25 protein-coding genes are annotated in these 25,994 nt (G+C 37.9%); 10 read left to right on the top strand and 15 right to left on the bottom strand.

Going from position 1 to position 25,994, the window contains the following annotated elements; genetic code table 11:
- Window positions 1–892 precede the first annotated feature (892 nt).
- The 4 genes from PULV_RS01475 to PULV_RS01460 form a co-directional block, all read right to left on the bottom strand.
- Entirely contained in the window at window positions 893–2,383 is a 1,491-nt protein-coding gene (locus tag PULV_RS01475) for a helicase HerA domain-containing protein (protein ID WP_193330712.1), read from the bottom strand.
- The gene (locus PULV_RS01470) at window positions 2,383–2,982 is read right to left on the bottom strand and encodes a hypothetical protein (protein ID WP_193330711.1); all 600 of its coding nucleotides are present in this window, start codon (window positions 2,980–2,982) and stop codon (window positions 2,383–2,385) included. Before PULV_RS01470 ends, PULV_RS01475 begins: the two co-directional genes overlap by 1 nt.
- A complete protein-coding gene (locus PULV_RS01465) occupies window positions 2,975–3,535 on the bottom strand; it encodes a hypothetical protein (protein ID WP_193330710.1) in 561 nt (186 codons plus the stop codon). Before PULV_RS01465 ends, PULV_RS01470 begins: the two co-directional genes overlap by 8 nt.
- Window positions 3,536–3,777: 242 nt before the next feature.
- Window positions 3,778–4,446, bottom strand: a complete 669-nt coding sequence (locus PULV_RS01460) for a hypothetical protein (RefSeq protein WP_193330709.1) — start codon at window positions 4,444–4,446, stop codon at window positions 3,778–3,780.
- Window positions 4,447–4,509: 63 nt separating this feature from the next.
- On the opposite strand from PULV_RS01460, the gene PULV_RS01455 reads away from it, so the two are divergent.
- From PULV_RS01455 to PULV_RS01445, 3 genes are read left to right on the top strand one after another with little or no spacing between them, the layout of a single operon-like run.
- A complete protein-coding gene (locus tag PULV_RS01455; protein ID WP_193330708.1) occupies window positions 4,510–5,439 on the top strand; it encodes a DNA replication terminus site-binding protein in 930 nt (309 codons plus the stop codon).
- Window positions 5,429–5,941 (top strand): hypothetical protein, encoded by a 513-nt coding sequence (locus PULV_RS01450; RefSeq protein WP_193330707.1) that lies wholly within the window; start codon window positions 5,429–5,431, stop codon window positions 5,939–5,941. Before PULV_RS01455 ends, PULV_RS01450 begins: the two co-directional genes overlap by 11 nt.
- A gap of 4 nt (window positions 5,942–5,945) precedes the next feature.
- A complete protein-coding gene (locus PULV_RS01445; RefSeq protein ID WP_193330706.1) occupies window positions 5,946–6,500 on the top strand; it encodes a restriction endonuclease in 555 nt (184 codons plus the stop codon).
- Between the two features lie 29 nt (window positions 6,501–6,529).
- Here the strand turns inward: PULV_RS01445 and PULV_RS01440 are convergent, their stop codons facing one another.
- The 5 genes from PULV_RS01440 to PULV_RS01420 form a co-directional block, all read right to left on the bottom strand.
- Window positions 6,530–6,799, bottom strand: a complete 270-nt coding sequence (locus PULV_RS01440; RefSeq protein WP_193330705.1) for a hypothetical protein — start codon at window positions 6,797–6,799, stop codon at window positions 6,530–6,532.
- A 282-nt stretch (window positions 6,800–7,081) separates the two neighbouring features.
- Window positions 7,082–7,906 carry a helix-turn-helix transcriptional regulator gene (locus PULV_RS01435; RefSeq protein WP_193330704.1) on the bottom strand — a complete coding sequence of 275 codons (825 nt, stop codon included), beginning with the start codon at window positions 7,904–7,906 and terminating at the stop codon, window positions 7,082–7,084.
- Between the two features lie 34 nt (window positions 7,907–7,940).
- Complete coding sequence (locus tag PULV_RS01430) at window positions 7,941–9,707, bottom strand: phospholipase D-like domain-containing protein (protein ID WP_193330703.1); 1,767 nt, start codon at window positions 9,705–9,707, stop codon at window positions 7,941–7,943.
- Window positions 9,708–9,825: 118 nt separating this feature from the next.
- Window positions 9,826–11,037, bottom strand: coding sequence for an OmpH family outer membrane protein (locus PULV_RS01425; protein WP_193330702.1), 1,212 nt, complete (start codon window positions 11,035–11,037; stop codon window positions 9,826–9,828).
- 156 nt (window positions 11,038–11,193) lie between these two features.
- Window positions 11,194–12,933 (bottom strand): hypothetical protein, encoded by a 1,740-nt coding sequence (locus PULV_RS01420; protein WP_193330701.1) that lies wholly within the window; start codon window positions 12,931–12,933, stop codon window positions 11,194–11,196.
- Window positions 12,934–13,234: 301 nt separating this feature from the next.
- Between PULV_RS01420 and PULV_RS01415 the strand changes: the two genes are divergently transcribed.
- From PULV_RS01415 to PULV_RS01405, 3 genes are all read left to right on the top strand, one after another.
- Window positions 13,235–13,630 carry a Tn3 family transposase gene (locus PULV_RS01415; protein ID WP_319608755.1) on the top strand — a complete coding sequence of 132 codons (396 nt, stop codon included), beginning with the start codon at window positions 13,235–13,237 and terminating at the stop codon, window positions 13,628–13,630.
- Between the two features lie 493 nt (window positions 13,631–14,123).
- Complete coding sequence (locus PULV_RS01410; RefSeq protein ID WP_193330699.1) at window positions 14,124–14,669, top strand: hypothetical protein; 546 nt, start codon at window positions 14,124–14,126, stop codon at window positions 14,667–14,669.
- 72 nt (window positions 14,670–14,741) lie between these two features.
- Window positions 14,742–15,326, top strand: a complete 585-nt coding sequence (locus tag PULV_RS01405) for a hypothetical protein (RefSeq protein ID WP_193330698.1) — start codon at window positions 14,742–14,744, stop codon at window positions 15,324–15,326.
- A 124-nt stretch (window positions 15,327–15,450) separates the two neighbouring features.
- On the opposite strand, the gene PULV_RS01400 is transcribed toward PULV_RS01405, so the two are convergent.
- The 3 genes from PULV_RS01400 to PULV_RS01390 form a co-directional block, all read right to left on the bottom strand.
- Window positions 15,451–16,245, bottom strand: a complete 795-nt coding sequence (locus tag PULV_RS01400; RefSeq protein ID WP_193330697.1) for an endonuclease — start codon at window positions 16,243–16,245, stop codon at window positions 15,451–15,453.
- A 36-nt stretch (window positions 16,246–16,281) separates the two neighbouring features.
- On the bottom strand, window positions 16,282–16,680 hold the full coding sequence (locus PULV_RS01395) for a hypothetical protein (RefSeq protein ID WP_193330696.1): 399 nt from the start codon (window positions 16,678–16,680) through the stop codon (window positions 16,282–16,284).
- Window positions 16,681–16,795: 115 nt separating this feature from the next.
- Entirely contained in the window at window positions 16,796–17,266 is a 471-nt protein-coding gene (locus tag PULV_RS01390) for a hypothetical protein (protein ID WP_193330695.1), read from the bottom strand.
- 253 nt (window positions 17,267–17,519) lie between these two features.
- On the opposite strand from PULV_RS01390, the gene PULV_RS01385 reads away from it, so the two are divergent.
- Together PULV_RS01385 and PULV_RS01380 are read left to right on the top strand one after the other, a co-directional pair.
- The gene (locus PULV_RS01385; RefSeq protein WP_193330694.1) at window positions 17,520–17,972 is read left to right on the top strand and encodes a hypothetical protein; all 453 of its coding nucleotides are present in this window, start codon (window positions 17,520–17,522) and stop codon (window positions 17,970–17,972) included.
- Between the two features lie 85 nt (window positions 17,973–18,057).
- Window positions 18,058–18,708, top strand: coding sequence for a hypothetical protein (locus PULV_RS01380; RefSeq protein WP_193330693.1), 651 nt, complete (start codon window positions 18,058–18,060; stop codon window positions 18,706–18,708).
- Window positions 18,709–18,860: 152 nt separating this feature from the next.
- Here the strand turns inward: PULV_RS01380 and PULV_RS01375 are convergent, their stop codons facing one another.
- The 3 genes from PULV_RS01375 to PULV_RS01365 all read right to left on the bottom strand — a co-directional run bounded on the left by PULV_RS01375 (window position 18,861) and on the right by PULV_RS01365 (window position 24,580).
- Window positions 18,861–19,853: a tyrosine-type recombinase/integrase gene (locus PULV_RS01375; protein WP_193330692.1), complete on the bottom strand. Its 993-nt coding sequence runs from the start codon at window positions 19,851–19,853 to the stop codon at window positions 18,861–18,863.
- A 640-nt stretch (window positions 19,854–20,493) separates the two neighbouring features.
- Window positions 20,494–21,609: a hypothetical protein gene (locus PULV_RS01370; RefSeq protein ID WP_193330691.1), complete on the bottom strand. Its 1,116-nt coding sequence runs from the start codon at window positions 21,607–21,609 to the stop codon at window positions 20,494–20,496.
- A 136-nt stretch (window positions 21,610–21,745) separates the two neighbouring features.
- Window positions 21,746–24,580, bottom strand: a complete 2,835-nt coding sequence (locus PULV_RS01365) for a hypothetical protein (protein ID WP_193330690.1) — start codon at window positions 24,578–24,580, stop codon at window positions 21,746–21,748.
- Between the two features lie 268 nt (window positions 24,581–24,848).
- On the opposite strand from PULV_RS01365, the gene PULV_RS01360 reads away from it, so the two are divergent.
- Window positions 24,849–25,250: an MbcA/ParS/Xre antitoxin family protein gene (locus tag PULV_RS01360; protein WP_193330689.1), complete on the top strand. Its 402-nt coding sequence runs from the start codon at window positions 24,849–24,851 to the stop codon at window positions 25,248–25,250.
- 17 nt (window positions 25,251–25,267) lie between these two features.
- Complete coding sequence (locus PULV_RS01355) at window positions 25,268–25,909, top strand: RES family NAD+ phosphorylase (RefSeq protein WP_227009330.1); 642 nt, start codon at window positions 25,268–25,270, stop codon at window positions 25,907–25,909.
- Window positions 25,910–25,994 lie beyond the last annotated feature (85 nt).

Below are 25,994 nucleotides of genomic sequence, written 5' to 3'. Positions count from 1 at the left end.
TTTGGATGGGCCAAAACCTTGTTAGAGCAAAAGGCAAACATCTGGATCTTATTAAAGTATCAATACAACTATAATGCCCAATAAGGTTGAATCTTAAAGTTTCCGGCTATTTTAAAAGAAATTAAGTTAGACTTATAATTTATTAACAAAATTATTGTGGTCAGGTAAATAGTGCTAACAGAAAATTTATCCCTTTATCTAGGGACATTTATGGTCTGGGGATTTCTCATGGCCTTCTTACTCAATTTATTTTTTAGGTGCATATCAGTAAAAACTGATAATTTACTGGTTATCGGCTCTTTAATTGTAGCCCTCTCTTACTTTATTAGTGATCATTTTCATGATCTCTTCGACTTTGCTGAAATTTATCTTAAGTGGTTTATTTATGATTTCACAACGTTGCTAATTATAATTATCTTTAACGTAATATTAAGAACGAAACCATCGCCAGGCATCATTTATGTTTATAGCGGGTTATATTTCAACGGTGTAATTTTTCTGTTCATGTTTTTGGATATTGTTGTGTACCAAAACAAGCAAGAATGGCTCTTGTGGAGTATTTATAAGGTTGGAATCAACATAGCTGATTTCACAATGATCGTTGCGCTTATTACCGATCGCGATGTATTGGGATTGATTAGGTTTAAAAGATATTTGGCCAAAAAGTATAAATCTCTGTTTTCAAAATAAGCGCTTTATATTTGATTGATTGTCCCGAGGCCTACATTCAATCTCGCAATGGCGGCCACTTACTAGTTCCCCACAAACCAATTTGAATCTATTCCCCGCATATGAGCTAAAACCTCATATGCGGGGTTATTCAAAGTTTTCATTATTATGTTAAATAAGCCTAAAATTGTTTTTTATTTAGGGTTAGCCACAATAAAATAAATTACAAATCAGAAATAATATCTTCAATTGATTTACCTTCGAATAATAGATCTTCTTCTTTTGAGTTGTCACTATGTACAGGTGGAGGGTTATTTTTAATGACCACTTTCTCATGTTTCATAGGTGAAGAATCTAATTTAGGTGAGGCTGGCTCATTTTTGATTGTTTGAGTTCTTTGGCCTTGGCTGTGTGAAATAATGTCATTATCTGAAATCGTGATTAATTCATGTTGCGAGCCGGAATGAGCTAACGTAGACATTCTAAATAATGCAGAATGTCGAGGTTTAATTTTTTCTAGCTGCTCTTTTTCAAGTAGGCAGTTATTTTTTAGGTAGGTGTAATCCAAAGGATCTTGCTGTAGAACGATTGATAGCCCAGATGATTTAAGAAGATCAGAAGGGAAATGCCTATGTGATTGTGAGCTGGTCACCAGCATTAAGCCAAACTTTCTTGCTTCTAAACTGATCATGTCGAAAATACTACCCTGCTCGTCATCAGCATAGCGCTTAAATTCATCCACCACGATAATATCCGTGATATGGCTTTGCTCGCCTTTTCTGACAGCTCGCATAAATAAACGTTTTAAAGCGGCCAATACAAACATTTTAGATTGATCAACAGTCAAGTGTTTGAGTCGGTAGCGCCAAAAATTTGCTGACATATTAAATGGTGGGCTTTCACCAGAGAAAACGCGCATGTTATGCAGGTTGCTGATCCGGTCAATCACCGCCTTAAGTACACTTGGTTCATCATACAATTTAAGCATTTCTTGCTCTTTCCCATCACTCGATTGCATGATGAAGTCGTTGTATGCTGAGATGCTTTTTGTTTTGAGCGCTTCTATTTCCCCCTCAATATCTACGAGCCCATCTTTTGGGGTAGAACGAATAAGTTTAACTCGTTTTAGTTGAGCTGATTTCAGTTCTTTAAGTGCTTTAAGGGCCCCGCCGCCACAACCCGTTTCAATCAGATTGAGTTGGTAGTTTGAAAAGTTGAATGCGTCAGTGAGAGTCGGTATTTTCTTTGGGTATCGTCTGGTTATTCCATCATCAACAGGCCAACTCGAAGGCTTGTCTGGGTAAAACCCATTTTTTTCATATAGCTGAAGCAAGATATTTCTGAAGACCGGCTCTTGCCGGGCGCCCAGTCTAAATGTCGTTGTTTTTCCCATCATTGCTATCAACTCAGAAATGGCTCGCCTTGGCCCGCCAGAGTGTGGATTCGGATCGATATCAAGTACATTCATTCCATAACTAGATGATTGTGAGAACATGACTTCCGATTCATTGGGCATGGCAAGATCGTCATGGACATCGAAGATATGAACCCGAACCGGATTTGGGGCCGTATTTACCATATCATTAAGGAGTCGTCGTAATAAATGGGTTTTACCAGAGCCAGTTTTACCTGAAATTACGATATGAGGCGTCGTTATTTCATTGTAGTTCCAAGCTTTCATCGCATTGTTATGGATCCCTAAGCGTGCTTTCATTATTTAATCTCGAGTAATCGGTTAGTTGTGCACCAAATGTATGGATGGCGTGTTGCATGGCATGTCTTTATGCGGGCAATATAGGGGGGCTTCATATTGGTGTTGCACATTTTAATATTACGCAGTGCCGCTAAAGCGTTGAATTTTTCTTCATCATATTGATTGCCGATATAATAAAGTGGTCCACCGGTTGTGTGTTTGACGTTGAGGTTATGCTTGAATAGCATGAAGTCAAATTTCGCAGACAGTAATTGAAATGCGTCGACCTCTTGGATCCCATAGATTATTTTTTTGAGTGCAAACTCTTTATTGAGTTCCGTTTTGTCTGAGCGATGGCCGGTGGCTAAAGAAAATAAATTAGTGGTAATTGAACATCCTTGGCAAACTAAGTTAATTGGATTTTTGTCGCAGGTTCTTAGCTTTATTCGGCTGCACTCTGGGCATTGGAACCATTGTTGAGTGCTGTGGCGTGGGATATCAAAAATTTGCATAATCCGGTTTATAGCGTGAACATCAAGCAAAGGCTTTAGGTCCACCAGCCGCTCAATTGGTTTTTTCTCTGGGTGAGTTTGTGACTCGTCTTTACGTCGCTCAAGCATGCTGATCCGCTCCTGGAAAAGAAAGTTTTGATTCCCACTTCATTAATGCGTTTTCACAAGGAAGGAACTTATTACCTGCATAGTAATCGCAGTTAGAAGAAATAGTCGTTTCGAATCTACGCGTAATAAACTCGAACTTTGAGAGGAATTCATCGACTGGGCGGATGTGGGTCAGTGTTACTTCTGTGTTTAAGTAAATGACTAAATATTCTCGGCGACAATTATCCAGGCACTTAATAGCATCGCGCATTTGAACGAACATATCGGTATGCAAGCAGCAAGCTGAGCCAATAATCCCTTTAATCGTGGGTCGGGTTTCTTCTGGATTGATAGAATTATCAAGTATTGTGGGGTGCTCTTCATTCACAAGCCATGACAAGTAATCGATAGCATCTTTTTTGGGACGTTGATTGTCTTTACGATTAGCGTCGGCAATGGTTTCAAAGTCATCATAGGTGATGAGTTGATAGACATGGTGTGGAATTGTTTTCTCGCCCTTTTTGAGGGGGAAGAACACATAAACATAAATTTCACGAAGGTCGTGTCTAGACATAATAAGCCTCTTTTACATCCAACTTACACTTAAGCTTCACAGTTAAAGAGCAAAGCCGCGCATCTCCTGACAGTCGCTTTGACCGACCGAAACAGAGAAAAAAAAAGAAAAAATAAAAAAAAGAAAGAAAAAAGGCACCGGCAGAGCGAAGCGGGTGCCTATATTTTGTCATTGAATAATGTGTATGTTGGATGTATTCTACCCCTTGAACCATACTCTCTTTTGGTTTTGTGGTGGGTGCGTTAGTCAAGGTGTGCAACCTCTTTATATGAGCTGGCTGAAAAATACATGCACAAAAGTGCTATACCAACTAAGAATACGCCATCAAACTTTAAGCCTTCAAACCAGAAAATGGCAGCGAGCTGGGCCAAGATGAAGCTGCTTCCTCCGATTATGAGTGTGGTAATCATTGACGCTAAGGTATACCGATTGGAAAGTGCTAAGATCCCCGCAATTATCAGGAGTGGGATAAATCGTAACATGAGTTCTTGCGCTGTAATGTGCGCAATTACGTGAATGCTGTAATACAGTTGAAGTAAGAAAATGATGACTATCGGACAGAGCAATATGCCCAGTTTAACTTTTGAAAGCATCATTTTTGGGGTTGAGTGTGTGAATGCCGGTTTTAGATGGTTAAATAGCGTTAACCCGCCAAATAATGCTGTCGCAAGATGTAGATCCATCGCATTTAAAATGCCTGAGATGTAAATAAGTTCATGTGTGTAGTTAGCAAATAAACCTAGCGGTATAAGGCCAAGAGTAAAGGTAGGTTTTAACAGTGACAATGAATAAATTAGTAGCGCTATGGCGAGTAATAGCCAGTTATCCCCTGCAGAGTGACTTAGAAAGCACCGCTGTATCGTCAATGCAATTAAGTAACTTGATATCGTGTACGAATATCCTAATCTCATAATTTATTATTTTATACTTATGTTGTATTATTAGTATGGTAATCCATAAGTGAGGAGATCGCAATGGAGCTTTATAAAGCTCAGTTAAATGAGCTCATGTCCGTCATGGTTCAGTTAACCAATGAGCTGGCTTTGAAGATGAATAAGGCTGTTTTTTTTGACTGTCAAATGTACCATATCCCGCTTATTTCGAGAGAAGAAGAAGGGAAACTGTCCGTAAAAGAAAGCCTTTACCGCGATATTGAATCTATTGCTGTCACCCCTTACGTTGGTGAAGAAGCGGCTCTTTTGTTCCGAGAGGCAATTTCAGCAAGAGCCTTTTATGCGCAGGATGGCCAATCAACTAAAATAGTCCCAAAATTCCCTGGTTTTATCTCTATCCCGCATGACGAAGAGCTCATTCAATTGTGTAATGAACTTAATACAGCAAAAAGAGAGTTTGGGGTTATTTTGGCTGCGCGAGCTAAGCTCACAAATAAACGAGAGCATTTTGAGTGGGTGCACAGTATTTTCCCAATGCTAATTAGCCTTGTTGCCAAAAGAGAGTTGAAATACTTCAGTCAGCCACTGCGTTCCTTAAACTTTCACTGGAAGCGAGATACCAACAATACAGTTTTCACCAAGTCAGAGCTTATTCAATTGCTTGAAGATAACTTAAAAGTGCATTTATCCAAATCGGTTGATCCCGATTTAACCCAAACTCAATTTGTTTCAGATATTGATTCAATTAGGCGCTCTACTTATGCACGATTTAGGATGCGTCGAAAAAAACCAGTAGCACCAGCGATATCTGTCTACTTTAAAGACGGTACCCGGTCATTTTGTAGTGTCTCCTCCCCTATTATTTTATTTGGTCAGGACGATGTTAAGGTCTCAGCGTTAGAAAGCTATCAACGCAATGAGGTGAAGGCCCGAAAATTAAATAGCTTTAAATCAGGACCTCTCATTTTAGAGAAACTGAACATTTTTGGAGTAGAAGAGCATGCAAAATAATCAAATTTTTAGTCGCCGGTTAATCATACCAAAGCGCTTTAAATTAACATTCACGGAAACAACAATCGGTGAGCAAAATAAACGCCCGGCTCTATCTGTCAGTTTTGTATGTTGGGATCCAGATAATCAAAAATTCGCTAATGATCTTGAAACAAAGGTATCCGTTTCGGATGCAGATTTAGTGTCTCTTGTTTCTGTTTTACATGGTTACAAACGGGAATTTAGCCATCCCTCAGCTGGAGGGGTTCTTCTGAAGATCCAATGGAATGAAGAGCGAAATCTCAACGTGTTTTCTACAAAGAAGGTTGAGGGAAATTCTGCAGCCCCTGTGGTGAAAAGTGGATTTGTAAATAACCCACTCGAATTGCATGAGTTAAGTTTGTTCGCTCTATCTGTATTGATCCGTCTTTGGAATCGAGACGGATTCCATGGTCAGTTGACGCCTGGTGATGTGCTCCCCCTGCTTGCCCGATTGAATCAAATAAGTATAAAAGGTAAGTAGTCTTATGCTTAATGACTTCCTGAATTCAATTGATTTAGATGTCTTTGAGTCCTACTCTGTACCGATCGGATTTATTCTATTTTTACTGTGCTTGTACGTATTAATTCCAAGTAAAAATCGCTATTCAGCTAAGAAAAAGAAGTACATCAAAGTTGCTTCTAAGAAACTAAAAAGATTGAATGAAATTGATAGTTTTTCAGGCAAAATCTCATTTTTGCGTATCGCAGTAAACCCATATGTTTTCGAAGAGATGATTTTAACGGCCCTTCAGCGTCAGGGTCATAAGATTATCCGGGGTAACCGGTATACACATGACGGTGGCGTGGATGGGAAAGTTATGATTAAAGGAACAACCTACTTCATTCAGGCAAAAAAGTATTCAAATTACGTTAATCCAAAACATGTCGCGGCTTTTATCGAGCTATGTGGTCGCCATGGTGTTAAAGGGTTATTTGTTCATAGCGGTAAAACGGGCGATATGAGTAAATCAATATTGCAAAACACACAGGTCAAGCTTGTTAGTGGAGATAAGTTGATTATGCTTTTATCAGCTGGTTGAGAACTTATATATCCTTAATCCATCTTAATTTATTTTAAGCTAAGATATTTCCATGTTTTGATACCCATTGTCTTAGCGAATTTTTTTGCGTCATCTTTTGTACGATAGCCTTTTACACCTACCGTATACAAGGCATGAATTGCTTGTTGATTATTTTTGATAGTCGGTGAGCCTCGCCACACTATATTGCCTGATTCATCATTTTGTTCAGTAATCCACTCTATTGTAGTTACCAAGATTAAGTCTGTATCTGGCCTATAAAACTTAGGTGGTATTGTTGTATTGGTGACAAACCACATAACATGATCCCTTTGTCAGGTTGTGCAAATGTAAACTAGTAAAAAAGAATGCTCGAATGAGTGAGTTGGAACTAAAAGGATGTACTAGCAATGCACATTTTGGGTAATAAAATTTTTGAGTAATTGATAAGAACAAACCCCAGAATATTTCTATTCTGGGGCCAACTATTTGGATTGACGCTTATGAGTATAGATTGACTTATCATGAGCACATTAAAAAGATAATACGTTACACCCGTGTAGTCAACACTTGCTTTTTGAAATAATCACTACCATGTTGAGCTAATATAACTCGGGCTTGATTAATCCGACCGTGAGGGCATGTAGATAGGCAGACTGAAGATTATTGGCTTTGAGTTTCGATTTAATTGAGCTGATTTGTTTTTTTATAGTATTTTCGCTTCTGTGTCTAAGTAAGGCGATTTCACTTATATCGTAGCTACGACCAAGCTTCAGGATTTCAAGTTCGCTTTTTGATAACCCACACCAATTTTCAAGATGGTTTTGCCTCACAGCCGCGTCAAACTCGTTGACTATTCGGCGGATGATTTGATGCTGCTCTGCCCACTGCTTAGCAAAACCTGTTTTATCATGTAGCCCAGCGTTTAGGCCAAAGACACTTGGATAGGGCTGCATCTCGTGAAAGTTACATTGCAAAGTAATACCATTATCCATAAGTGACCCCCCCATGCAATCGTTCAATTTGCGCTCACGTTTGGCAGTTTTGTCTGTCAAAAAATGATGGAGATCTTGCCAAAGAACATCGCGCTTTTTATTTATCAAACAATCAAATGAAACACATTCAAATAATTCTGGGTTAGTTTCTATAGCAAAATTCCATTCATCATAATACGTCGAAGAGAATTTTATACGCGAAATTGCCGAGCCTGAACACTTCGTTTTTTTATTCGCGTCAGCTATGGATTTACGACGCTCTTCTGTTTCAAATGTATGTTGCGGATCAAATGAAATTCCATAAAAGATGCCTTTTATCCCGAAATGAAATTTTAGGGTTTCTTCCGTTAATTTTATGGCTTCTTCGAATGTTCCAGCTAACGATAATTTATGATTAAAATCCACCAGCAAATGACTATTTTTGTTTCTCACTATTGCACCCTTTAAATTGCTTTTGAACGCCCTCCTACAAACAGAGCCAGTAACTGTTCCAGTACTTAGTTATCGCTGCCTTGACTTCCCGATTATTGTCACCGTTTACTTTTAATACATAGCCATACTCTTGTAAAAAACCAGGATAAATATTGTCTGAACCCAGATAACAATAGGTATCGTCAATCAGCCAGAACTTACTGTGGTTTAAAGTAAGGTTATCGAAATCTAGTTCTTTAAATTCAACATTCTGATTAACTAATGTATCGGCAATTTTTGAGTCTTTACATAATGCGCGTAAAATATTTCTTAAAACTCGTTTGGTTTTAGCTATTCCTAAACTGTCTTTGTAACCACTGTCCCCTTTACTTGTTGACAGTAATATTTGTACAGAAATTATTGAATCTTGGTTGTAATTATTGAGTAACGCATCGCCAACAGAAAACAAATAATCAACTGCCCAAAGGCCGTCTTCAGATTTCGCATTTAGATAAGGTAAAATAACCTCAGCGTGCTGCCCCAGTTCAGAAAACGGCAAAGCCAACTTTTGCTGGGATACCTTTATTGAGGCTCTTGCCTGTCGGGTGATGGCATTTCGTACATAGATACTTGAGTCATGCGGGTTTGGGTTTTCCCTGTTCATTATCTTTTGACAGGATTTAATAAAGCGTTCAGCCGCATCAACATTGCTTAAATCGTTTGCATAATCATTATATAACCGATTAAGTAATAAGGTAGAAAAAACGGCGTTTCTAGATGCTAGTTCAATTGTTTTTTCCAATTCCTCAGACAGCAGATGTGCCACTATATGTTGAGGAACAGCGACATCTTCCCAATAGACAGAAGCGCCTAAATTTCCTAATGATATAAAATCCTTCCAAAATAAAGTCTCGTAAAGATCAATAGCCCCTAGTTTACCGACTGATAAGTATTGCACTTGGTTATGTGCTTTCGGCTCATTTTTATTCGGCTTTGGTGGCGTATTGTAAAATGGAACATCGGTCGTGGTGACAAAAGCATTGTTTTGAAATATATGCAATGAGCTTTGAGCAGGCAGTTCGGTTTCGATGCATTTCCATAAGTGGTCGGCAAAACTATGCGCCGCTTGTGTGGGTCCCCCACCATGTAGTAGCAATGAAGTATCTGCAACTTTGACGGGGTCATTTTCCTTAGCAAAGTAATCATCCCAGAAATTGTGACCACCTGTTATAGCTGCAATATCATTAACGGCAATCATCTTTGCGTGGTTCCAGCCTCCAATGGGATGGTCAGCTTCACCACTTAATATTTGTAAATCCAAGTTAATAAATTTAAGTTTATCGGTCAGTTTATGACTGGCGACTGATCCGTTAAATACAGCAACATAAAATTGACCACCTAGTTCAGTGACCAACCTGGCTAATAGCTTAGCGCCTCTGTCATTATTGATATCCGTAACTTTACTTTGGCAACCAAACAAATAACGAACGACAAGTTTTTTACCGCGAACATGGGGAGCAAGCCATTCGCGGAATGAATGGCAAAACATCTCTGAGATTGACTGTTGAGGTGACACACCAAGATGCATAAGATCAATAAAATAACTATCTTCATCTTTAATCTGTATTTGGCTTAGTCCATTTATTAAAGGATTTATGTTTTTTCCGGTGATACAGTTCGACAAGATAAAACTTTCAGGATCGTTAACATGCGCAGTACCTATATTGAAAGTTTTGTTTGTCAAACTTTCTGTCGACACAATATAAAATTGAGCAAGTTTATCGTATAAATCCAACAGTAGGCTGCTTGATATTTTTGACATTTATTATTCCTTATATTATTCCTGAGTGGATCTTATTTGCAACGGAGGGCGCAGAGTGCCAAATGTCTGTGAAGAACATATCACGTTGAACAAGTTGCGACAGAACCTTCACGGGCGCTTAAAAGGGCCATAATTTTTTAGCTGCATCAATCAGTGAGTCGACGGCTTTGTTGAGTGTACTTTTTACCACTTCTTCTGAATTAAAATAAATATGGCTCATCGCTATCCAATACAAAGCCCCTTCTCTTACACTGGCATGGATGATAGCTGTATTTTTGGTATAGATTTTGATTTCCTGCATGCGAACACGATTACTTTGAAACTCTAATTGAGCATTCAGATCTTCCCAGAACAAATTCGTATCAGATATGACTGTTTTAAGAACCCCCGTAATGAGCAAGGTGTCAGATAGTAAGTGTATTACACTATTAGAAATAGCAAGCTTAGTTTGCTGTGTTTTCTTTTCTTGTCTTCGCTTTTCTAAATCGGTCTCCTTTGAACGTATCTTTTCTGTGATCTCTTCAATATGGCGTTTTTTTTGCGCAACAGCTCGCTTATAGTCTCTGTCTGCGCTTGTTTGTCCAGGCCAAATACTGGTAAAGAAGTTCCTTCTATCTGCAGGTTTTTTAGCTCTAATATCACGTAAATTTTGCCAATTCTGCCTGTTACTTTCTTCCATTTTTTTAATATCAGACTCTAGCTTATCTAGGTTTTGTTTCAATTCTCGACTTTGTTCTGTCGAGTAAGTAAGTTTGCTGGACGCTTTATTTAACGCAGCTCTCACCGCATCAATTAAGGCTTGTGCATCATTTGACAATTGCTTGTATTTACTAGCAAATTGAGAGGTTATCGATTTGCATTCGTCTATTCTTTGCAAAATATATTCAACATCTGCTTCATTTAGATGCAATGTAATTTTATTGGTTTCTGACTGAACTATCCTCAGTGCATTTGCATGATGTGTCACACACTCTAAAGAAGCATCTCGAAAAAACGTAACATCCTCCCCTGTGCGCGAGATTAAACTGATCGACTGCTTAACGACATCTGCGACTTCAGAAAATATAGTTGCAATGACGACGGGAATGGCATTGACGTCACTGAGTTCAGTGACGCATTTATCTAAAGGCAAACAATATTTAGAGAGACTAACAGGTTGAGTGGCATTTTCTATATTTTCAATCTGCTCTTTAATTTCTGGGTTGTTAGATAAAAAATGATTTAATGTTTCGCCACTTAAATCGCTTCCTATTTTTGTTAAATCAGAGAAGCTGATATTGGTGGTTTTAGCAATATCTGTTGTTGCTGTGAGTTCTAGATCGCTTTGCATGGGGTGGTTTACTCCTATTAATCATGAGAAAAAGAAATGAGGGGTACCAGAGGTCTTTTTCCGGGCTTTTTGAGCTAATTGCCTTGCCCACGACGCTACAACTTGTTAAACCAACATTGGATTTATTGATCTATTACCCCACAGAAGTACGTTTAACTACTTTTCAGAGTTCGTGGCATGTTCAGCCTTGAGTTGAGACAAAATACTTTGCGAAAGCCTGTTGACTATCTCTGTACACTCTTCGGCGCCTGGGATATTACTCATGGCTTCATCCACTTTAGCCCCAGCCTCTTTCATCGCGTTATATGCGCGATAGTTTATGTACGCTAAAGACATCCAGCCTATGGTTGTATTTTCTATGTCGCTCATTATTTTCTGTTGCATGGAGGGCACTTTGATTGTTATCACTAGCTTTTCGATAGACTTTCCTGCAGTCGATAGCGCATTACAGTGCGCTTGAACTCCTTCCCAAAAAACTTTTGTATTACTGAATGACGTTTTAATTTTACCAAGCACCGCTAGCACAACTTCTAAAGAGGCCAGCGTTTTTTCGACATCATTATTACTGATGTTTAGTGACGCAAGGTTTACAACTGTTTTTTCAAGCTCACCGGCCATTTCGGCTTTGAGTTGTCTGAATTTGTATGCTCTTTCACCCGCTTCTTCAGCACGGGCTGAAAATGAGTCCGACTTAGTTCCAGCTCTTTCTGCAACTTTATTCAAAGAGTTGGAAAACGACTTAGCGGCATCATCAATCGCTTTTTTGGTGTTGTAAAGATTTTCTAAGTCCTTATTCTTATTAGTAATATCTTTCTCTAAAAATTCCTTTTTCCCCTTTGCCACTTTAAGTTTTTCTGAATCTTTGTCCTTAATTGATTCAATCTCTTTGTTTACATCATCTAGCTTCTTTTTAGTATCTTTAAGCGCTTGCTCATTTTTGGTAATATCAGCTTGATTTTTGGCTTTTTCTTCTTTGTTTTTAAGAACCTCTTCAGGTGTCACTTCGGCCGCTGGTTGCTCAGAGGCAGATGGGTCTTTCTGGGGAGTTACTGGTTGCGGCGCGGTCTTTCCTGATTGGCCTACAAGTCCCGCAGTGATGGTTCCGGCAGCTTGAGTTAAGCCAGACAATATGGTCGCACCAAACTCTACCCACATAGCTTTTTCAGCTTTGTCATCGAGCCGTTTTTGCTCTTTGTCATATTTTTCAATCGCAAGCTTATATTCGTTCTGTGCAGCCTGAAGACCAGCCTGCTTTGCTTTCATTTCCGCGATTTTATCTATAATTTTTTTCTTTTCAGCTTGCGTTGCATTTGAATCGTTGTTAGCAGTTTGAAGTGAATTCGATGCAGCTTTGATCAATTCATCGCACTTAGTTATGAGCTTATCACAATGTTTAGCCATATCTGTTGCGACAGACCTGCACTCCTGAAGCATTTCCATTGCACCTGCTATTAAGTCTTTTTTAGAATCTTCATTCTCTGGTTTCATGGCTTCATCCAGCATCATGACAGCCGTGTTATGAAACTCGACGGCATTTAAACTGGCTCTAAAAAATGCCCCTGTCGTTACCATGCTCATTTTTACTAAGTCTTGATAGTCACTCTGCATACCCAGGATCGGCGTTGAACATGGCAGACCTCTTGAACCAGCATAGGCCATCCTAAGTAAATCGCTCACCTGGATCAGGTTTATCATTGTTTTATTTACATCAATAGAAATAAAACCGGTTTCTCGAATTGTGAGGGCTTGTTTTAGGTTGCTGTTATTATTGATAACAGATTTTAATGTGTGCCCAGAAGGGTCTAGGGATATTTCAGAAAATAATTCTTGATTATATACTGAAAGAGGAGCTACCGGATTGCTCGTTTTTACTGTACTTAATGCGACTTGATTCATAACTATTTTTCCTTTTTTAACCCATTGAATCACTCTAGTAATTTAATAGTTTTTTAGTGGTGTTATATTTCAACGCCAAAACTTATATCCAAGAATAATTTTTATTACATGTAATAAAAATTGGTATTACACAATATTACAAACAGCGTAACCGTCCGGGAGAGCATAAAAATGTGTGGTGCAAAAGCTCAGTTCAATCTTGTAAGGGGTGTTCTTTACGGCATCTCCATCCTGATAGGTGTGTTCCAGTTAAATAACAGAAGGTTGACTATCTGCCACTCCATCGTAACTGCCTAATAAATTGACGTACTTATATCCCTTCAAACAGTTGCGCATAATTTTCCTCATCACTTATACGCGAGGAAACATTATGAATAAAACGGCTAAACAACAAATTCGAGCCGGAACAACAAAAGTAGGATCCTATGACGATTTTCAGGATTGGATCTCTTTTGGGGGTGAAACAATCAAAAGCGTTGATCCGGTCGAGCAAGCAAAACAGACCAAATATTCAAAATTGATCGCTGATTCAATAATGTTGCATAACGTATCCGATCTAACTGGCGTCTTAAACGAAATGGCATCTGAGGGCATTGTTATTACCAAAGAACTGTTTAATTGCCTAAGATCCTATATAGAGAACATATCAGGAGGTTTGGACGATATGATGTTGATATGGCCGATCACGCCCATGTAAATCCGTATTGGGTTTTCGAATTGGGTATTGCTCGACGCTTACCAATTGAGCGGATCCTGATTGCTTCGAATAGTTTGTGTAATGATGTGTAATATCTTTTTTTAACCACTCTAATACATTTACCTTATCTGTGTTGCTGCCTGGGTTTTTATTAATGAACGAACACTAACTTGTAACTGAGTCAGGGCGGGATCGGACTTTAAATTGACGAGTACTGGGGTTTTATTATCTGATTGCGCATCGCAATTTTTTAGGTCGTTACAATGAGCATCATCACGCATTTAGAGTGGATTGAAGATCCTAGAACCGATGTAAATATCAAACATAATCTTGTCGATGTCTTGTTTTTAACTGAGTGGCTCTTTAACACCTAATATGGGTGATAAAAGACCACAAAACGATAAAGTGATAGTGTGGATAAAGACCATTGTCTTTTAGCACTATGTTATAGGCAATAAAGTGAGCCTATAACAACAATTTAAAAGAGGAAATTATGATTACTATAGCTCAACTTAATGCACTTAATAATGATGAGGCATTGGATAACTTCGTTCAATTATATAACCAGTCGTGTTTAGCTGTTTGTTTGGACTTACTTATTTATGATCAAAACCAAATAATACAAAATCGATGGAACGATAATAGGGGGAATTATGGTCCGCTTCAGAATTTGAACCAAGCACCAGCACCTGACAGGGATGAAATTGCAAATTTTCTTGCTCAAGACTTTGAAGAAGCTCCAGAAGGGTTTAGACACATTCAAGTTCCTGATTTAAACACTCCGCTTGAAAGACAAAACTTTGCTAATCAAGTGAATGCAGAGTTAAATAATTCAGATATTATCATCACAGGAATTGTTGGCCATGCAAGTATTTATTTTAGGAATCAAAACAGGCTTTTTTCCCCAAGAATGCCAGATGGTGACGGAAGCAGATTAATGCATTGGAATCCAGGACCAATTGCATATCAAGTCAATGCAAACAATCAATTCGAATTATGGGGGGAGATTACTCCTATGATCTTAACATGTAATTTTTAGGTGCTGTAAGAGGTTGGTGGCAGTGATTTTAAAGCCTATAACAACCTCTGAAAAAATTAAAAGGATAGAAATATGTGTGAACAAATGGAAATAGAAAGTACAAACGTGAACGGGACCTGGTGTCACCGTTGGTCAAATGACTTGATTTTTGTTGTAAATGCAAACCCGCTTAGTATGGTCGACAATTTTGGAGAATACCTAAAAAATATACTGAACTCTAATGCGGGACTACAAGTATTCAATGGGAACGTAGAAAATGGGTTTATAAATATTACGCCGGACTGGTCAAAATTGATTTCAATCGAAGTACAAACCAAAAAATGGCTCATGAATGATACGGACAAATTACATCTCAAATTCTATTTTGAAAAAGAGTGGGCAAAGAATGTACTTCTGGATAACTTCCATGAAAATAACTATGCGAAAAACTTACAAGGAATAGCCAAATACTGGAGTGAATCTTGTCAAAGTCATCCGAATGAAGTGTTTAGTGAAGAAGAAAAGTATACTAAATTAAATACAATATGTACCGACGACATTGCTGGTGGAAAAGATGTATACGCTGCTTACTCCCTTCCAAAAAACAAGAACATATATATTGTGAAAGAAACTTATCGGGAGCAAATACGGGAGTATAAAAAAAAGTTAAAAAATTAAGAACTTCTCGAGCAGGTCATGTTTCTTGCATTGGAGGCTGAGTCTGAATGTGCGGGATCAGATATGTGATGCGCGATCAATCTTCTTGAAGCCTACAACAAGAGGGTGTTCGCTTTTTTGCCCACTATTTTATGCACTGTACCGTAACAAAGGGATTGTCATTTCCTTGAACTTCTTTAACACGTTTATTTCTTTTGCATTCCCATTCATCAACAGGATCAAGTTCATTCCATTGAATCATCATATCGATCTCTAACCGATTCATCGGTATTTGATATTGCTTATTCATATAAAGGTATGTTCTGGCTATATTGCCCATAACAACTTCTGGCGGTTCGACGGTGTCTTGTTCGAAGTCAACTTCGAAGTCGCAATTACCATATTCACGATTTTCACCATCGATTATTGTAAACTTATAGTTACTTCTATCAGCGTTGAGTTCCCCGATAGCCGGTTGAAGGTTGTGTAAATCATCATGGGCTTTTTTGAAATTTGCTGAGAGGGCATAAGCACAGCTCCTGCCACTAAGTGCTTTCCCATTTGTACTTTTACAGTCATGGAATTTTTCAGGATCCATCCACTGTTCAAGGTGGCCCCCTAGCTTGTATGCAGGAACTACGTGTTCCCATTCTATCCGATCGATACGTGCGTTTGCTTTACCTGAGCGCGTGACGGCTTTTCTTGGCTTATATCCGCATTGAACTGGATTTACCATTGTTTCATGTTTGTTGCCATCACCATCCCTATCGTTTACATCATCAAATTCAAAATCGCAGCCGCAATAAAATGTTTTAAAATGATCGAAGTAAATTTGCTTTTCCGCCATTTTTTTAGCGCCGCTAAAACTTGTGGGGTGTTCAGCTAGAGCAGGCTGCGCAGCGAAAATGCATAATGAGAAAAGTATCTTAAGATTATTCATTTATTTACTCCATGGTCAGAAACTTTATTTTCCCTGCTATTCGGCTAACAACTTTTTAGCATGTTTAATGCTGATTTCATGTCTTTCACTATCGACCTTATGAGCTTTTAAAAAACCAATTTTCCATGATTTTTCACATTGCTCTGTATCAAATGATGTTCTAATAAAAGCACCAAGATAATCATCGAAACCTAAAGCTTCTGCTGAGTTTTGAAGTGGCATTGCCCAAAACTCTAAAAAAGAAATAGCATTCAATGCTTCTGTTTTGTCTCCAGAAGGAGAATACAGTCTTTCATTTATTCGTTGTTTGATTATTTTAAGCGCTTTTGAAAGCTCTTCCTCGTATGAACATGCCTCGCCCTGATGAAAGGTCTTGGATAATGGCAGATAGATTTTGCCATTTTCTTTAACAAGAGTGTCTCCTTTTTTTAGCACTATTTCGGAGTCCCCTTGCTTTATTAGTAAATCACCATTTTTATGCCAGAAGTCTTCATGACCTATAAAGCTCGACACTTCGATCTGATTATCACCAGACCAGATAATAGTTGTACTAGATATCAGTTTTCCCTAGTTCTTTCAATTGTAATTTCATATTTAAGGCGATTTCGTTTACATCTGCCTCTATTTCACAAGGAATATCTTTCAAAGCTTCGACCATTAATGAGATGAGCTCTTTTACAATCGGGTCATAATGACTTACCTCATCTGCAGAAGTGTCATTCCTAGCTCCAGATAGATAGCCTAGGTTCCCTAATGAGAAATCTATGTACCTAATTAAATTAGTGTACTTATCGGTGTTTCTTCTTAGGTGTGTTGAAAAGCCCCAACTGCCAACATCTGCGTTAATGGTCATTATTCTTGCGGCTAAGTCCCAATTTGTGATTCTAGTATCTGTGTTAAGTTTGAAGCAGGCTAAAGCAGAAAAAATATGTAAAATTTTTATTTCTTGGTTCTGAAGGAGATTCCCTAACTCATCCCAAATGCGTTTTGCGTAACGATGAGCTTTTCTAGGTAACAACAATGTTAGCTCCTTATTTAGTGGGTGTGATTTTATTCACTGCGAACATTTAGAATTTGTCCACCAGCTTAATAGGCTAATAATACACCGAAAGTCTGGAATTAGGTGCCATATTTTAATCTTAGTTAAATTAACTTATCTACTTTTTATAACATTGCAGTTAAATGGCTGAGATGATTTAAACGATTTTAATGGAAAAATTCATAAATCTGAGTGAAAATCGTACAAGTTGAAGGTACAAACAAAGGGTGAAATCATGGCTGGTACATTATATGGAAGCGAATTAACCACTAAGGTGTTTTTGTTTATAGTAACTTCATTTTTATTTGCTTGCTCCGGTAAAGCACAGCATGGTTTAAATTCTAATTATGATATTTGGGAAGATGTTCAGGCACTCGAATCTGGGATAATTTCAGATCCTGTTATTGATAATTTAAACAATAATGAAGTTTCGGAATTGCTAAACCAGATGAATGAGAAACGCAACGAACCAGGCATAACAGAAAGCGTATATATAAGTTCCTATTTTGACGATAAATTGATGAATAATTATTTACTTTGTAATAGCGCAGATAGCGACATATCTTGTAAATACTCAATGCTGAAAATATATTTACAAAATTTTACGCCTGAATGTATCACAGCTCTAAAGGTATCAATCTCTAAAAAAGAACCATTTAAAAATAAGGAATGTATTGGGAAAATTTAATTTTTAATTGATAAAAGCAGCTTAAACTTTAAACCTGTGGCGTTAAATAGCGATTGTAGCCACCATAAGAATCAAGGATGTGAAAATGAAAAAGATAGCCATCTTGTGTGCGGCCATGTTTTATCCAATCTATACATGCGCTGAAATTCAACCAATTTCCCCCACTGCAGAGAGTTTTCTTAAAGATAATGAAAAGCGTGAAAGTACTCAGTGCTTCACAGAGAGCGAAGCCAAAAAGGATGCCCTTTTAAAAATTCCCCATACAAGGGTCTTTTCATACATCTATAAAAAAGATAGTGGCTCTGGAGAGTTGTCTTTTATGGGGGCAGGCGCAAAGGTTAAGAAAGGCGATATAATCCTCCAGATTTTTGATTATTTAAAGTACGACAAAATAAGCATTAACGACAAAGACGCTGTTAAGGGGGTTGGTTATCGTGTGCGGATTGAGTACTCAGTTAAATCAAAAGAACTAGATCTAGCAGGGGTTTTTAATTTGGGAGGAATGGCTAGTTCTGGTGAAATAAGTGGGACAATGATAGTTGAGGTTCTAGGTATAACTGGAGAGATCATTGATAGCCTCATACCAAGTTCGCCACTTCAAATAACAGAAGCCAATATGCAAAGTCTATTCGAAACAATGGGGCAAATAAAAGGTAAAATGTATAGTAATGATGTTGGTGTTTGCCCCTCGGTTGTCGCAATGGAAAGCCCAGATAAAAAACAGTCGATCTTATAAAATTGAAAATGTTTCTTTTGCAGAACTGAATAAACTTTAATTGAGCTTATGAATTCAATTATAAGCTCAATTAAACACATATATCTGTATTTAAGCCCTTTTAGGGCCATGTCCAAAGCTCTACAATCCCGAGAACTATTTAACCTTCGGTATTAAAATAAGTTATCCATCACCGATTGTCTTAGTTCTTCATCACTTGTAACAACATAGTTTTTAGTTGTTTCAATGAATGTGTGGCCAAGAAGTTTTCTTATCTCTTCAAGCGAGACCTTCTTACGATATAGCCATGTAGCATAAGTACGGCGCAAAGAATGAGGAGGTATTTTTTGTTCTAAATCCATTAACCCTCTCCTTCTGCAGCACCCATATATAGTATTGCTGTTTATTGTGATTCCGGTATCCAAACGAGAGAAGTCTACCTGATCGCTTTTATGAATTGGCAAGAATAATGGGCCTGGGTTTAGTCCTCGAATTATTAACCATGGTTCTATTTGCTTCATCGTGACATCGTGAATATATAAATTACGAAATTTACCGCCCTTTCCCTTCACTTCAAGCTTTTTCGCTGCCAAGTTTATATCTGACATGAGTATTTTTGCTGATTCAAATCGACGTAACCCGCAACCTACAGTAAGTGCAATAATGGCCATATCCCGCTTGCCAAGATTAGTGTTGTCATCGCAGAGTTTCAGTGCATCATCAAATTGTACGTAACTCAAAACGCCATGAATCTTCGTTTTTGCGTGGGATATTCCCTTAACGTCCATAACTGTTTCAAATCGCATTCGGGAAATATAACCAAGAAAAAAAGCTTCCTTCAAAATGCGCTTGATAATGGTTAAGTAAAGGTTGGTTGTGTTGGGTGAAAGTCCCTTGTCTGATAATTTAGAGCGTAACTCATGGAGCCAATTTCGATCGACTTCAAGCCAATTAATCTCATATGGACTAGTTAGATTTTTATGTTTTGCTATTGCGCTGAGTGCGTATTTAGCAGTTTTTTGTGAGGATTCTGATGCTAATGAGTTTATATAAGTATATATCGGACATTTCTCATTAATGTAAATTTCAGTCGCTAAGTGACCTTTTCTTACATACGTAGATGGTAGCTTATTAGCATCTAGGATGTGCTCAAGTTTTGACCTCATTAATATACCCGTTCACCCTTATTGTTCATAATAACAACAACTGCATAAATTCATCAATTTAATAATACAAGCGCTTAGAGTTTTGACATCGGAACATGTCGCGTAGTCATTTTAGGGAATTTCTAATAGCAACAAACTCCTACTGTATATGCAGCCAGTATACATGATAAATACGCTTATATAAAGGTACATTTATGTAATTAGACATTATGTTAAAAAGCCTTTGAATTATATTTCACTGCCCAATTCACCTATAGATTTCAAAATAATTTTTTATGGTTCGACTCAAAAATCCCTGTGTAAAAGGATATTTTTTTGTAAATTGCTTATTAGGTTGATAATTGTAGTCCAACTATCAAAAACAAAAGTCGCGATATGATTTTTCGCAATAGCAAAAAATCATATAAGTGAACATTTTGCTAAACACGCCAAGCATCGAAGCCTTGTTTTGTCTGTCGATAAAATAGTTTGATAAAAATATAGTTCTTTAAGTAAAATTGAAAATTCATGAAGCTATGAAGTATCTACTCGAAGATACATATAAAAACTTTGGGCTAGACATTTCAGATACAACAAATAAGTTGAAAGAAAAACAGTTATTATTAATTCAAATGGATTAGGGGTAGGAACGTCTTCCTGCCTATCGACCCGTTAATTCGGATGAAAACCTTCTAAGCATAAGCTTTAATTTTAAGAACGATTTATCACAACCATCTGTCTCATTAAATTTATATTTGTTCTCTGATACCTTATTTAGTCTTTTTATATAATAATTTAATAAAGGATCATCTTCTCCACGGTAAAGCCAAGAATAAAATTTAGGAAGTTCGTAGCTTAATTCTGAATCGAGGCTTGAATTTATATAAATCAATGAATGATACTCTAAATCTTTAATTTCAACGGATTGTAAATTTGTTTTAATTTCTTCAATAAGTGGCAATAAACTTTCTTTAAATTCGACTTCTTCAGTTTGATATTCTTCACCATCTAATGTCGTGCCAAAGATAATAATTAGGTCGTTAATCACACTTTCATAATAGTCATTGTCAAAGCGTATTAAAGACTCTTCAGCAAGCGTTTTAAGTTTTTCAAGAGGTGAGCCAAAGGTGTTTATCGTAATTTGACTGTGCTTTTCTTTGAAACTGATGAATTGCCTTTTAATTTCTTCTGAGATTACATCTAAATATTCATATCTACTTTTAAGAAAGGCAATTAATTCATTAGAATTTAATGAAAGGGTTAAATCTTCTTCATTGGGAATATTGCTATAGAGGAGAACATCTAAATCAGATGAACCACTATTCATGCCATCAAAAGGCCAACTAGCAAACCTCTTGCCTTTATCCTTTGGGTTTAAATTTACAGGATGAGCACCAAAACAGGCTCTTATTTCTTTGAAGTAATTTGTATCATCAACATCAACCAATTTATTCAAAAATATAGTTTTTTCACTCTTGAATGGAATTGATTTTGGATCGATAAATACCCTATGAAGCTGAGTTATAGATTCAGTAACAATATCTATGGCGGATATAAATGAATACATCTGCATAACTCTAATATCAATATTTTCACTTAACTCAGGAGAATCCTGAAGAAACCTAATAGAAACAGTTATCCAGTCCATGCATGAGCATATGGGGTTCCACAGATTTTTATTATTTATATTTTTATATTTCTTACAAACAAAACTAGAGTTGTCGTTAACTAACTCTCTAAAATCTGTAATCTTTTTATCATTTATGTCTATTTTCACAAGACCATCCCGTGATTTGGAGGTAGTCGATTTGCAATACAGTGACTTCTTCATAGGCGCCACTTATTCATATTACGTAAGCAGCATATTTCCCAATTGAAAATATGCTGCTCTATAATCTAAGTAAATCGAACTATTAAATATGCGTATTACTGGCCCAAACAGGAATCCCATTTTCATTATAAATGACGAGATTTCTATCATCTTGAAGAATTAAAGTGTGTTTACCTGAAACACTTACACCCCAAACCTCTTGACCTTGATTTGTCTGAACACTTAGTCGGCCATCAGCTTTCAATACTAGCTTTGAGCCTGCAGTGCTGTGCGTATGAGTAGCCCAGTGAGAAGTGCCATTTGTGTCATATAAAACCACGTTCCCATCACTTTGAACCAACAAGCGATATAGACCATTATGTGATACAAGCGCTTGTTCTACATTAATTCCCTCTCCTAACTTCAGAATATCATCGCCGGTCTTGTATGGAAATATGGTCGGTACCGTCATATTTATACGAGATACCTTACCGTCAAGGCCATTATGATGATGGTGAGTAATTTTTATGTTTGAATCTTCATGATTATGGTGAAAGCTATTTATAGTGAACCTTGAAATAAATTGCTTAACTTCATATGTGCTGTAGTCGTCGCCATGACTTCCATCTGGGCTGTCATACACACTAAATGTAGTACCTGCAGGAACATTCGCTAAAACTGCAGACCGTGTTTCGTCGTTATCACAACCAAACCCATCATTTTTAAAATTCACACCTTTATTCGTATCAAATAACAACGAACACACTATATTTTGTGTTGCGTTATTGCCTTCATAAAATACGATAGCGCCTTTACTTAAAGGAAGGGCAGCCCCTTTTGGAGGGCTCACTTCCCATCGAGAAATTTTGCCATCTAATCCATTATTACGAAAGAACTCAACCGAATAAAATTCGGTATCAATATTTTGTTCAAACGAATTTATCACGGCGCCATTAGTACCTATATTTTTCTTTACAAATACTCGAGCGAAATCATCTTCTAGACTTCCATTTGGCGAGTCATATACATAAAACTCGGTACCGGCCCTCACCCCAACTAACTTTGCAGAGCGGGCTTCGTCATTTTCACACCCATGCTGCCCACCTGTAAATGTGCGATTTTCGGTCAATGACATACCGCAAACAATATTTTGTGTTGCGTTATTGCCTTCATAAAAAATAACACCACCATCATTCATTACTTCTGTGATTTCTTGAACATCTCCTGTGTTGATATAATCGGCAGCTAAGAAGTTTGGTTTAGAGCCTAGCTGAGCAGCTAAAGTACAAGTGGGCGTAATACGCGCATACAAACCATCCCAATTATTATCATTTCCTGCTGCTACCACATCACCAGTTTGACCAAAATGATTCATTGTAAATAGACGAGACCATCCAGAATTTGCCAGATTGATTTTTCTCTCACCATATTGATGTCTCTGTTCACAAGTTTGGAGGTTGGTTTGTGCCCACATATTCTCAGCTGTGACATCAGAACGATACAATATCGGATACCTGTCAGGTTCATTCCAGCGCTTAGACACATCTGCTTTATCAATCAGCATAATAATACGCTGCCCTGCATTAACCATTTCAGATAAAGTCGGCCATTCTTTGTGTTGATTCCATCGCGTATCCCATGGGTTAAATAACAAAGCAGTGAAAGTGGGCATATCATCTAAGGCATCCTTTAACTGCTGATAAGTCAGTACGTTGTTAGTCACCTCAGTATCAATTGTGATGACCTCATTAGGATGCTCATGTAAAAATCTTACGATTTCATTGATCGTCCGATCTTTAAATTCACCGGCGTTATCAGTGCCATGAGTCAGTTCTATGCGGCCATCTTCAAAACGAATATCTATCATTAGCTCTCTTGCATTTAAATCCCGCAATTGATGATACATATCAACTGTTTGATTTCTTGCCCAAAGTGCGACATATCCGTTGCTTGAATGGCTATTATGAGCCCCAACCCAGGTGTATTCGTTGTATGTTTTCTCACGGTATTTAAATGATGAAATATTCAGATAGTTATCATTCCAAGTGTGAGGATCTGAAGGCTCGTAAAAACGAACAGGGTTATGACCTTGACCTCTGATCGAGCTCCATTCGAAAACAAACTCTGAATTATTAGGTAAACATAAGAAGTTGTCATCCCACGTATAGGGGTCGGCCCCTTCATGGATTTGAGTACATTGCATGCCAGCTATTGACCCAGCACTACTATACTGCATCCCTACATTTTCTGAACTACAAAAATAGTTATCTCCCCAACCATCTGGATCTACGATTTCATGGATCTGAGTACAGCTCATATTTGGAATGGGACCGTCATAGCTCCAACTAAATTTTATTCCTCCGACTACCGCTGTCTGATCCGAAGGCATTGGTTTGGGGTAATCAAATTTAAACATCTCCCAAGAGCAACCGAAAGAGCTTGTGCATTGAGCGTTATCAATACTAGGCTTCGTTACATTCACACCTGAACCACCTGAATTATAGGCTTGAACAAGATAGCCATTATGAGCTTGAAGCATGAAATAATCATTGTAACCTATTGATAACCCTTCTTGGCCTTGCTTAATAATAGTGAATGTTTCCCATGCACCGGCAATTGTTGCAACTGCAGTTAAGTTGCCTCCTCCCCCGTGTTCGGCTTGCCAATAGTAGTTGTTCGATGTCCTTATGTGGATCTTATCGCCTGACATTAATAGACCGCCATTGATGTCAACCATGGTCGCTCTTTCCCAGTCCCCTACTTCTGTTCTATTTGCATTGACCTCTCCTCCACCAGCATTTTCTGCGACAAAGTAATGACCATTTCCTGTTTTTATTGATAAAGGAATCTCTACAGCTGCAATTGCGGCCTGTATACTTCCTATGCTTGTAACGAGCGCGGCGGCTAACAACACTCCCTTTTCTCTAATTAACCTCATTAATTAACTCCATTTACCCTGGTTTTTGGCAGCTCGATGGAATTCATCAAGCTATAAAATAAGCAAAAAAAGTATAGGCGAACATTTAAAACATGACACAAAACAGGGACGGTTTATAATCGAGTTTAGTTTTAAATATATGAGGTGAGCCTAAGTGCTAACAATCTAAACTATATTTTAATACTGAATAAGAAACTAAATCCTATTCGTTGAAATAACTCCCAATTGGAACTATAATTAACCAAGAGTCTCCTTTGGAAGTTTCAATATGCAAGTACAAACAATGCAAAACAATAGCAGAGATGCAATGGCCAAAGCTGGCTTCAAAGCTGCTGACAACATCCTGTCTGCTTGGAATTGCACGGCATCTCAAGCTCAAAACATTCTAAAACTTACAAAAACGACTTATCACAAATTCAAGGCTAACCCCGATACAGTAAAACTTAGCGATGACCAGCTGGAGCGTATTAGCTACTTGTTAAACATCCATCAAGCGCTTCGAATTGTATTCAGCAACCCGGCGAACGTTAAAGGGTTTATGCAAATGAAAAATCACAATGATTTTTTTGCAGGTCGAACACCATTGGAAATTATTCAAGATGGTAAGTTTGGTGATTTGTATGAAGTAGCGAAGCGAGTTGACGCATTGCGAGGCGGTCTATGGGGATAAACAGTAAAGGGTATAGATTGGTTTGCACGAAGTACCCCGCTATAAATTTGTTTGATGATGTAGCAAACGCTGAGGATTATGAAGCCTTGTATGCTCTGCAGTCATTAACAAATCCACGTATCCAAGATCTGGCCGGAAACGTAGAGCTTATCGATCCTAAAGAAATCCCATACCAGTGCACCAGTGGCCGTAGTTACGCTGTTGCTCCATTTACACATGTTAATCCTAATGGTGGCCGCTTTAACGATGGGTTATTTGGTGCATTGTATATCGCAGATACAGAGCGCACAGCTATGTTGGAAGTTAAGCATCATCAACAAGTGTATTTTGAAAACATTGAAGGGTTGGAGTTTGATCGGATTGTATTTCGAAGCTTAGTCGTGCGACATAATTCAAAACCAATCCATAAAGTATGTGAGAATGATACAGAAATTCTTAACCCAGAGAGTTACAGATCTTCACAATCATTGGCGCGTCAGCTAAAAAAGGATGGCTTCCAAGGCGTGCTCTACTCTAGTGTTCGTAATGGATCAGCTATGTGCATGGCATTATTTACACCCAAGGCTGTGTTAGATGTCACTCAAGCCAGCTTGATTGAAATGATTTGGAATGGTGAGCGTATCGATGATGTGAGTCACGTAAATCATATTGACGCTTAAAACATTATATTAAGTCAGTACTTTATTCACAAACTACTTCTTGGTAATTAGAGGTAGGCCTTGCGACGAATTGAGCACTCCTGCT

The sequence above is a fragment of the Pseudoalteromonas ulvae UL12 genome (assembly GCF_014925405.1).
GTDB classification, from domain to species: domain Bacteria; phylum Pseudomonadota; class Gammaproteobacteria; order Enterobacterales; family Alteromonadaceae; genus Pseudoalteromonas; species Pseudoalteromonas ulvae.
This window is presented reverse-complemented; position numbering and strand designations above follow the sequence as displayed.

Coding starts and splice junctions, on each gene's coding strand:
- PULV_RS01475 (WP_193330712.1), bottom strand. CDS start 2,383: ATGAAAGCACGCTTAGGGATCCATAACAATGCGATGAAAGCTTGGAAC.
- PULV_RS01470 (WP_193330711.1), bottom strand. CDS start 2,982: ATGCTTGAGCGACGTAAAGACGAGTCACAAACTCACCCAGAGAAAAAA.
- PULV_RS01465 (WP_193330710.1), bottom strand. CDS start 3,535: ATGTCTAGACACGACCTTCGTGAAATTTATGTTTATGTGTTCTTCCCC.
- PULV_RS01460 (WP_193330709.1), bottom strand. CDS start 4,446: ATGAGATTAGGATATTCGTACACGATATCAAGTTACTTAATTGCATTG.
- PULV_RS01455 (WP_193330708.1), top strand. CDS start 4,510: ATGGAGCTTTATAAAGCTCAGTTAAATGAGCTCATGTCCGTCATGGTT.
- PULV_RS01450 (WP_193330707.1), top strand. CDS start 5,429: ATGCAAAATAATCAAATTTTTAGTCGCCGGTTAATCATACCAAAGCGC.
- PULV_RS01445 (WP_193330706.1), top strand. CDS start 5,946: ATGCTTAATGACTTCCTGAATTCAATTGATTTAGATGTCTTTGAGTCC.
- PULV_RS01440 (WP_193330705.1), bottom strand. CDS start 6,799: ATGTGGTTTGTCACCAATACAACAATACCACCTAAGTTTTATAGGCCA.
- PULV_RS01430 (WP_193330703.1), bottom strand. CDS start 9,707: ATGTCAAAAATATCAAGCAGCCTACTGTTGGATTTATACGATAAACTT.
- PULV_RS01425 (WP_193330702.1), bottom strand. CDS start 11,037: ATGCAAAGCGATCTAGAACTCACAGCAACAACAGATATTGCTAAAACC.
- PULV_RS01420 (WP_193330701.1), bottom strand. CDS start 12,933: ATGAATCAAGTCGCATTAAGTACAGTAAAAACGAGCAATCCGGTAGCT.
- PULV_RS01410 (WP_193330699.1), top strand. CDS start 14,124: ATGATTACTATAGCTCAACTTAATGCACTTAATAATGATGAGGCATTG.
- PULV_RS01405 (WP_193330698.1), top strand. CDS start 14,742: ATGTGTGAACAAATGGAAATAGAAAGTACAAACGTGAACGGGACCTGG.
- PULV_RS01400 (WP_193330697.1), bottom strand. CDS start 16,245: ATGAATAATCTTAAGATACTTTTCTCATTATGCATTTTCGCTGCGCAG.
- PULV_RS01385 (WP_193330694.1), top strand. CDS start 17,520: ATGGCTGGTACATTATATGGAAGCGAATTAACCACTAAGGTGTTTTTG.
- PULV_RS01380 (WP_193330693.1), top strand. CDS start 18,058: ATGAAAAAGATAGCCATCTTGTGTGCGGCCATGTTTTATCCAATCTAT.
- PULV_RS01375 (WP_193330692.1), bottom strand. CDS start 19,853: ATGAGGTCAAAACTTGAGCACATCCTAGATGCTAATAAGCTACCATCT.
- PULV_RS01365 (WP_193330690.1), bottom strand. CDS start 24,580: ATGAGGTTAATTAGAGAAAAGGGAGTGTTGTTAGCCGCCGCGCTCGTT.
- PULV_RS01360 (WP_193330689.1), top strand. CDS start 24,849: ATGCAAGTACAAACAATGCAAAACAATAGCAGAGATGCAATGGCCAAA.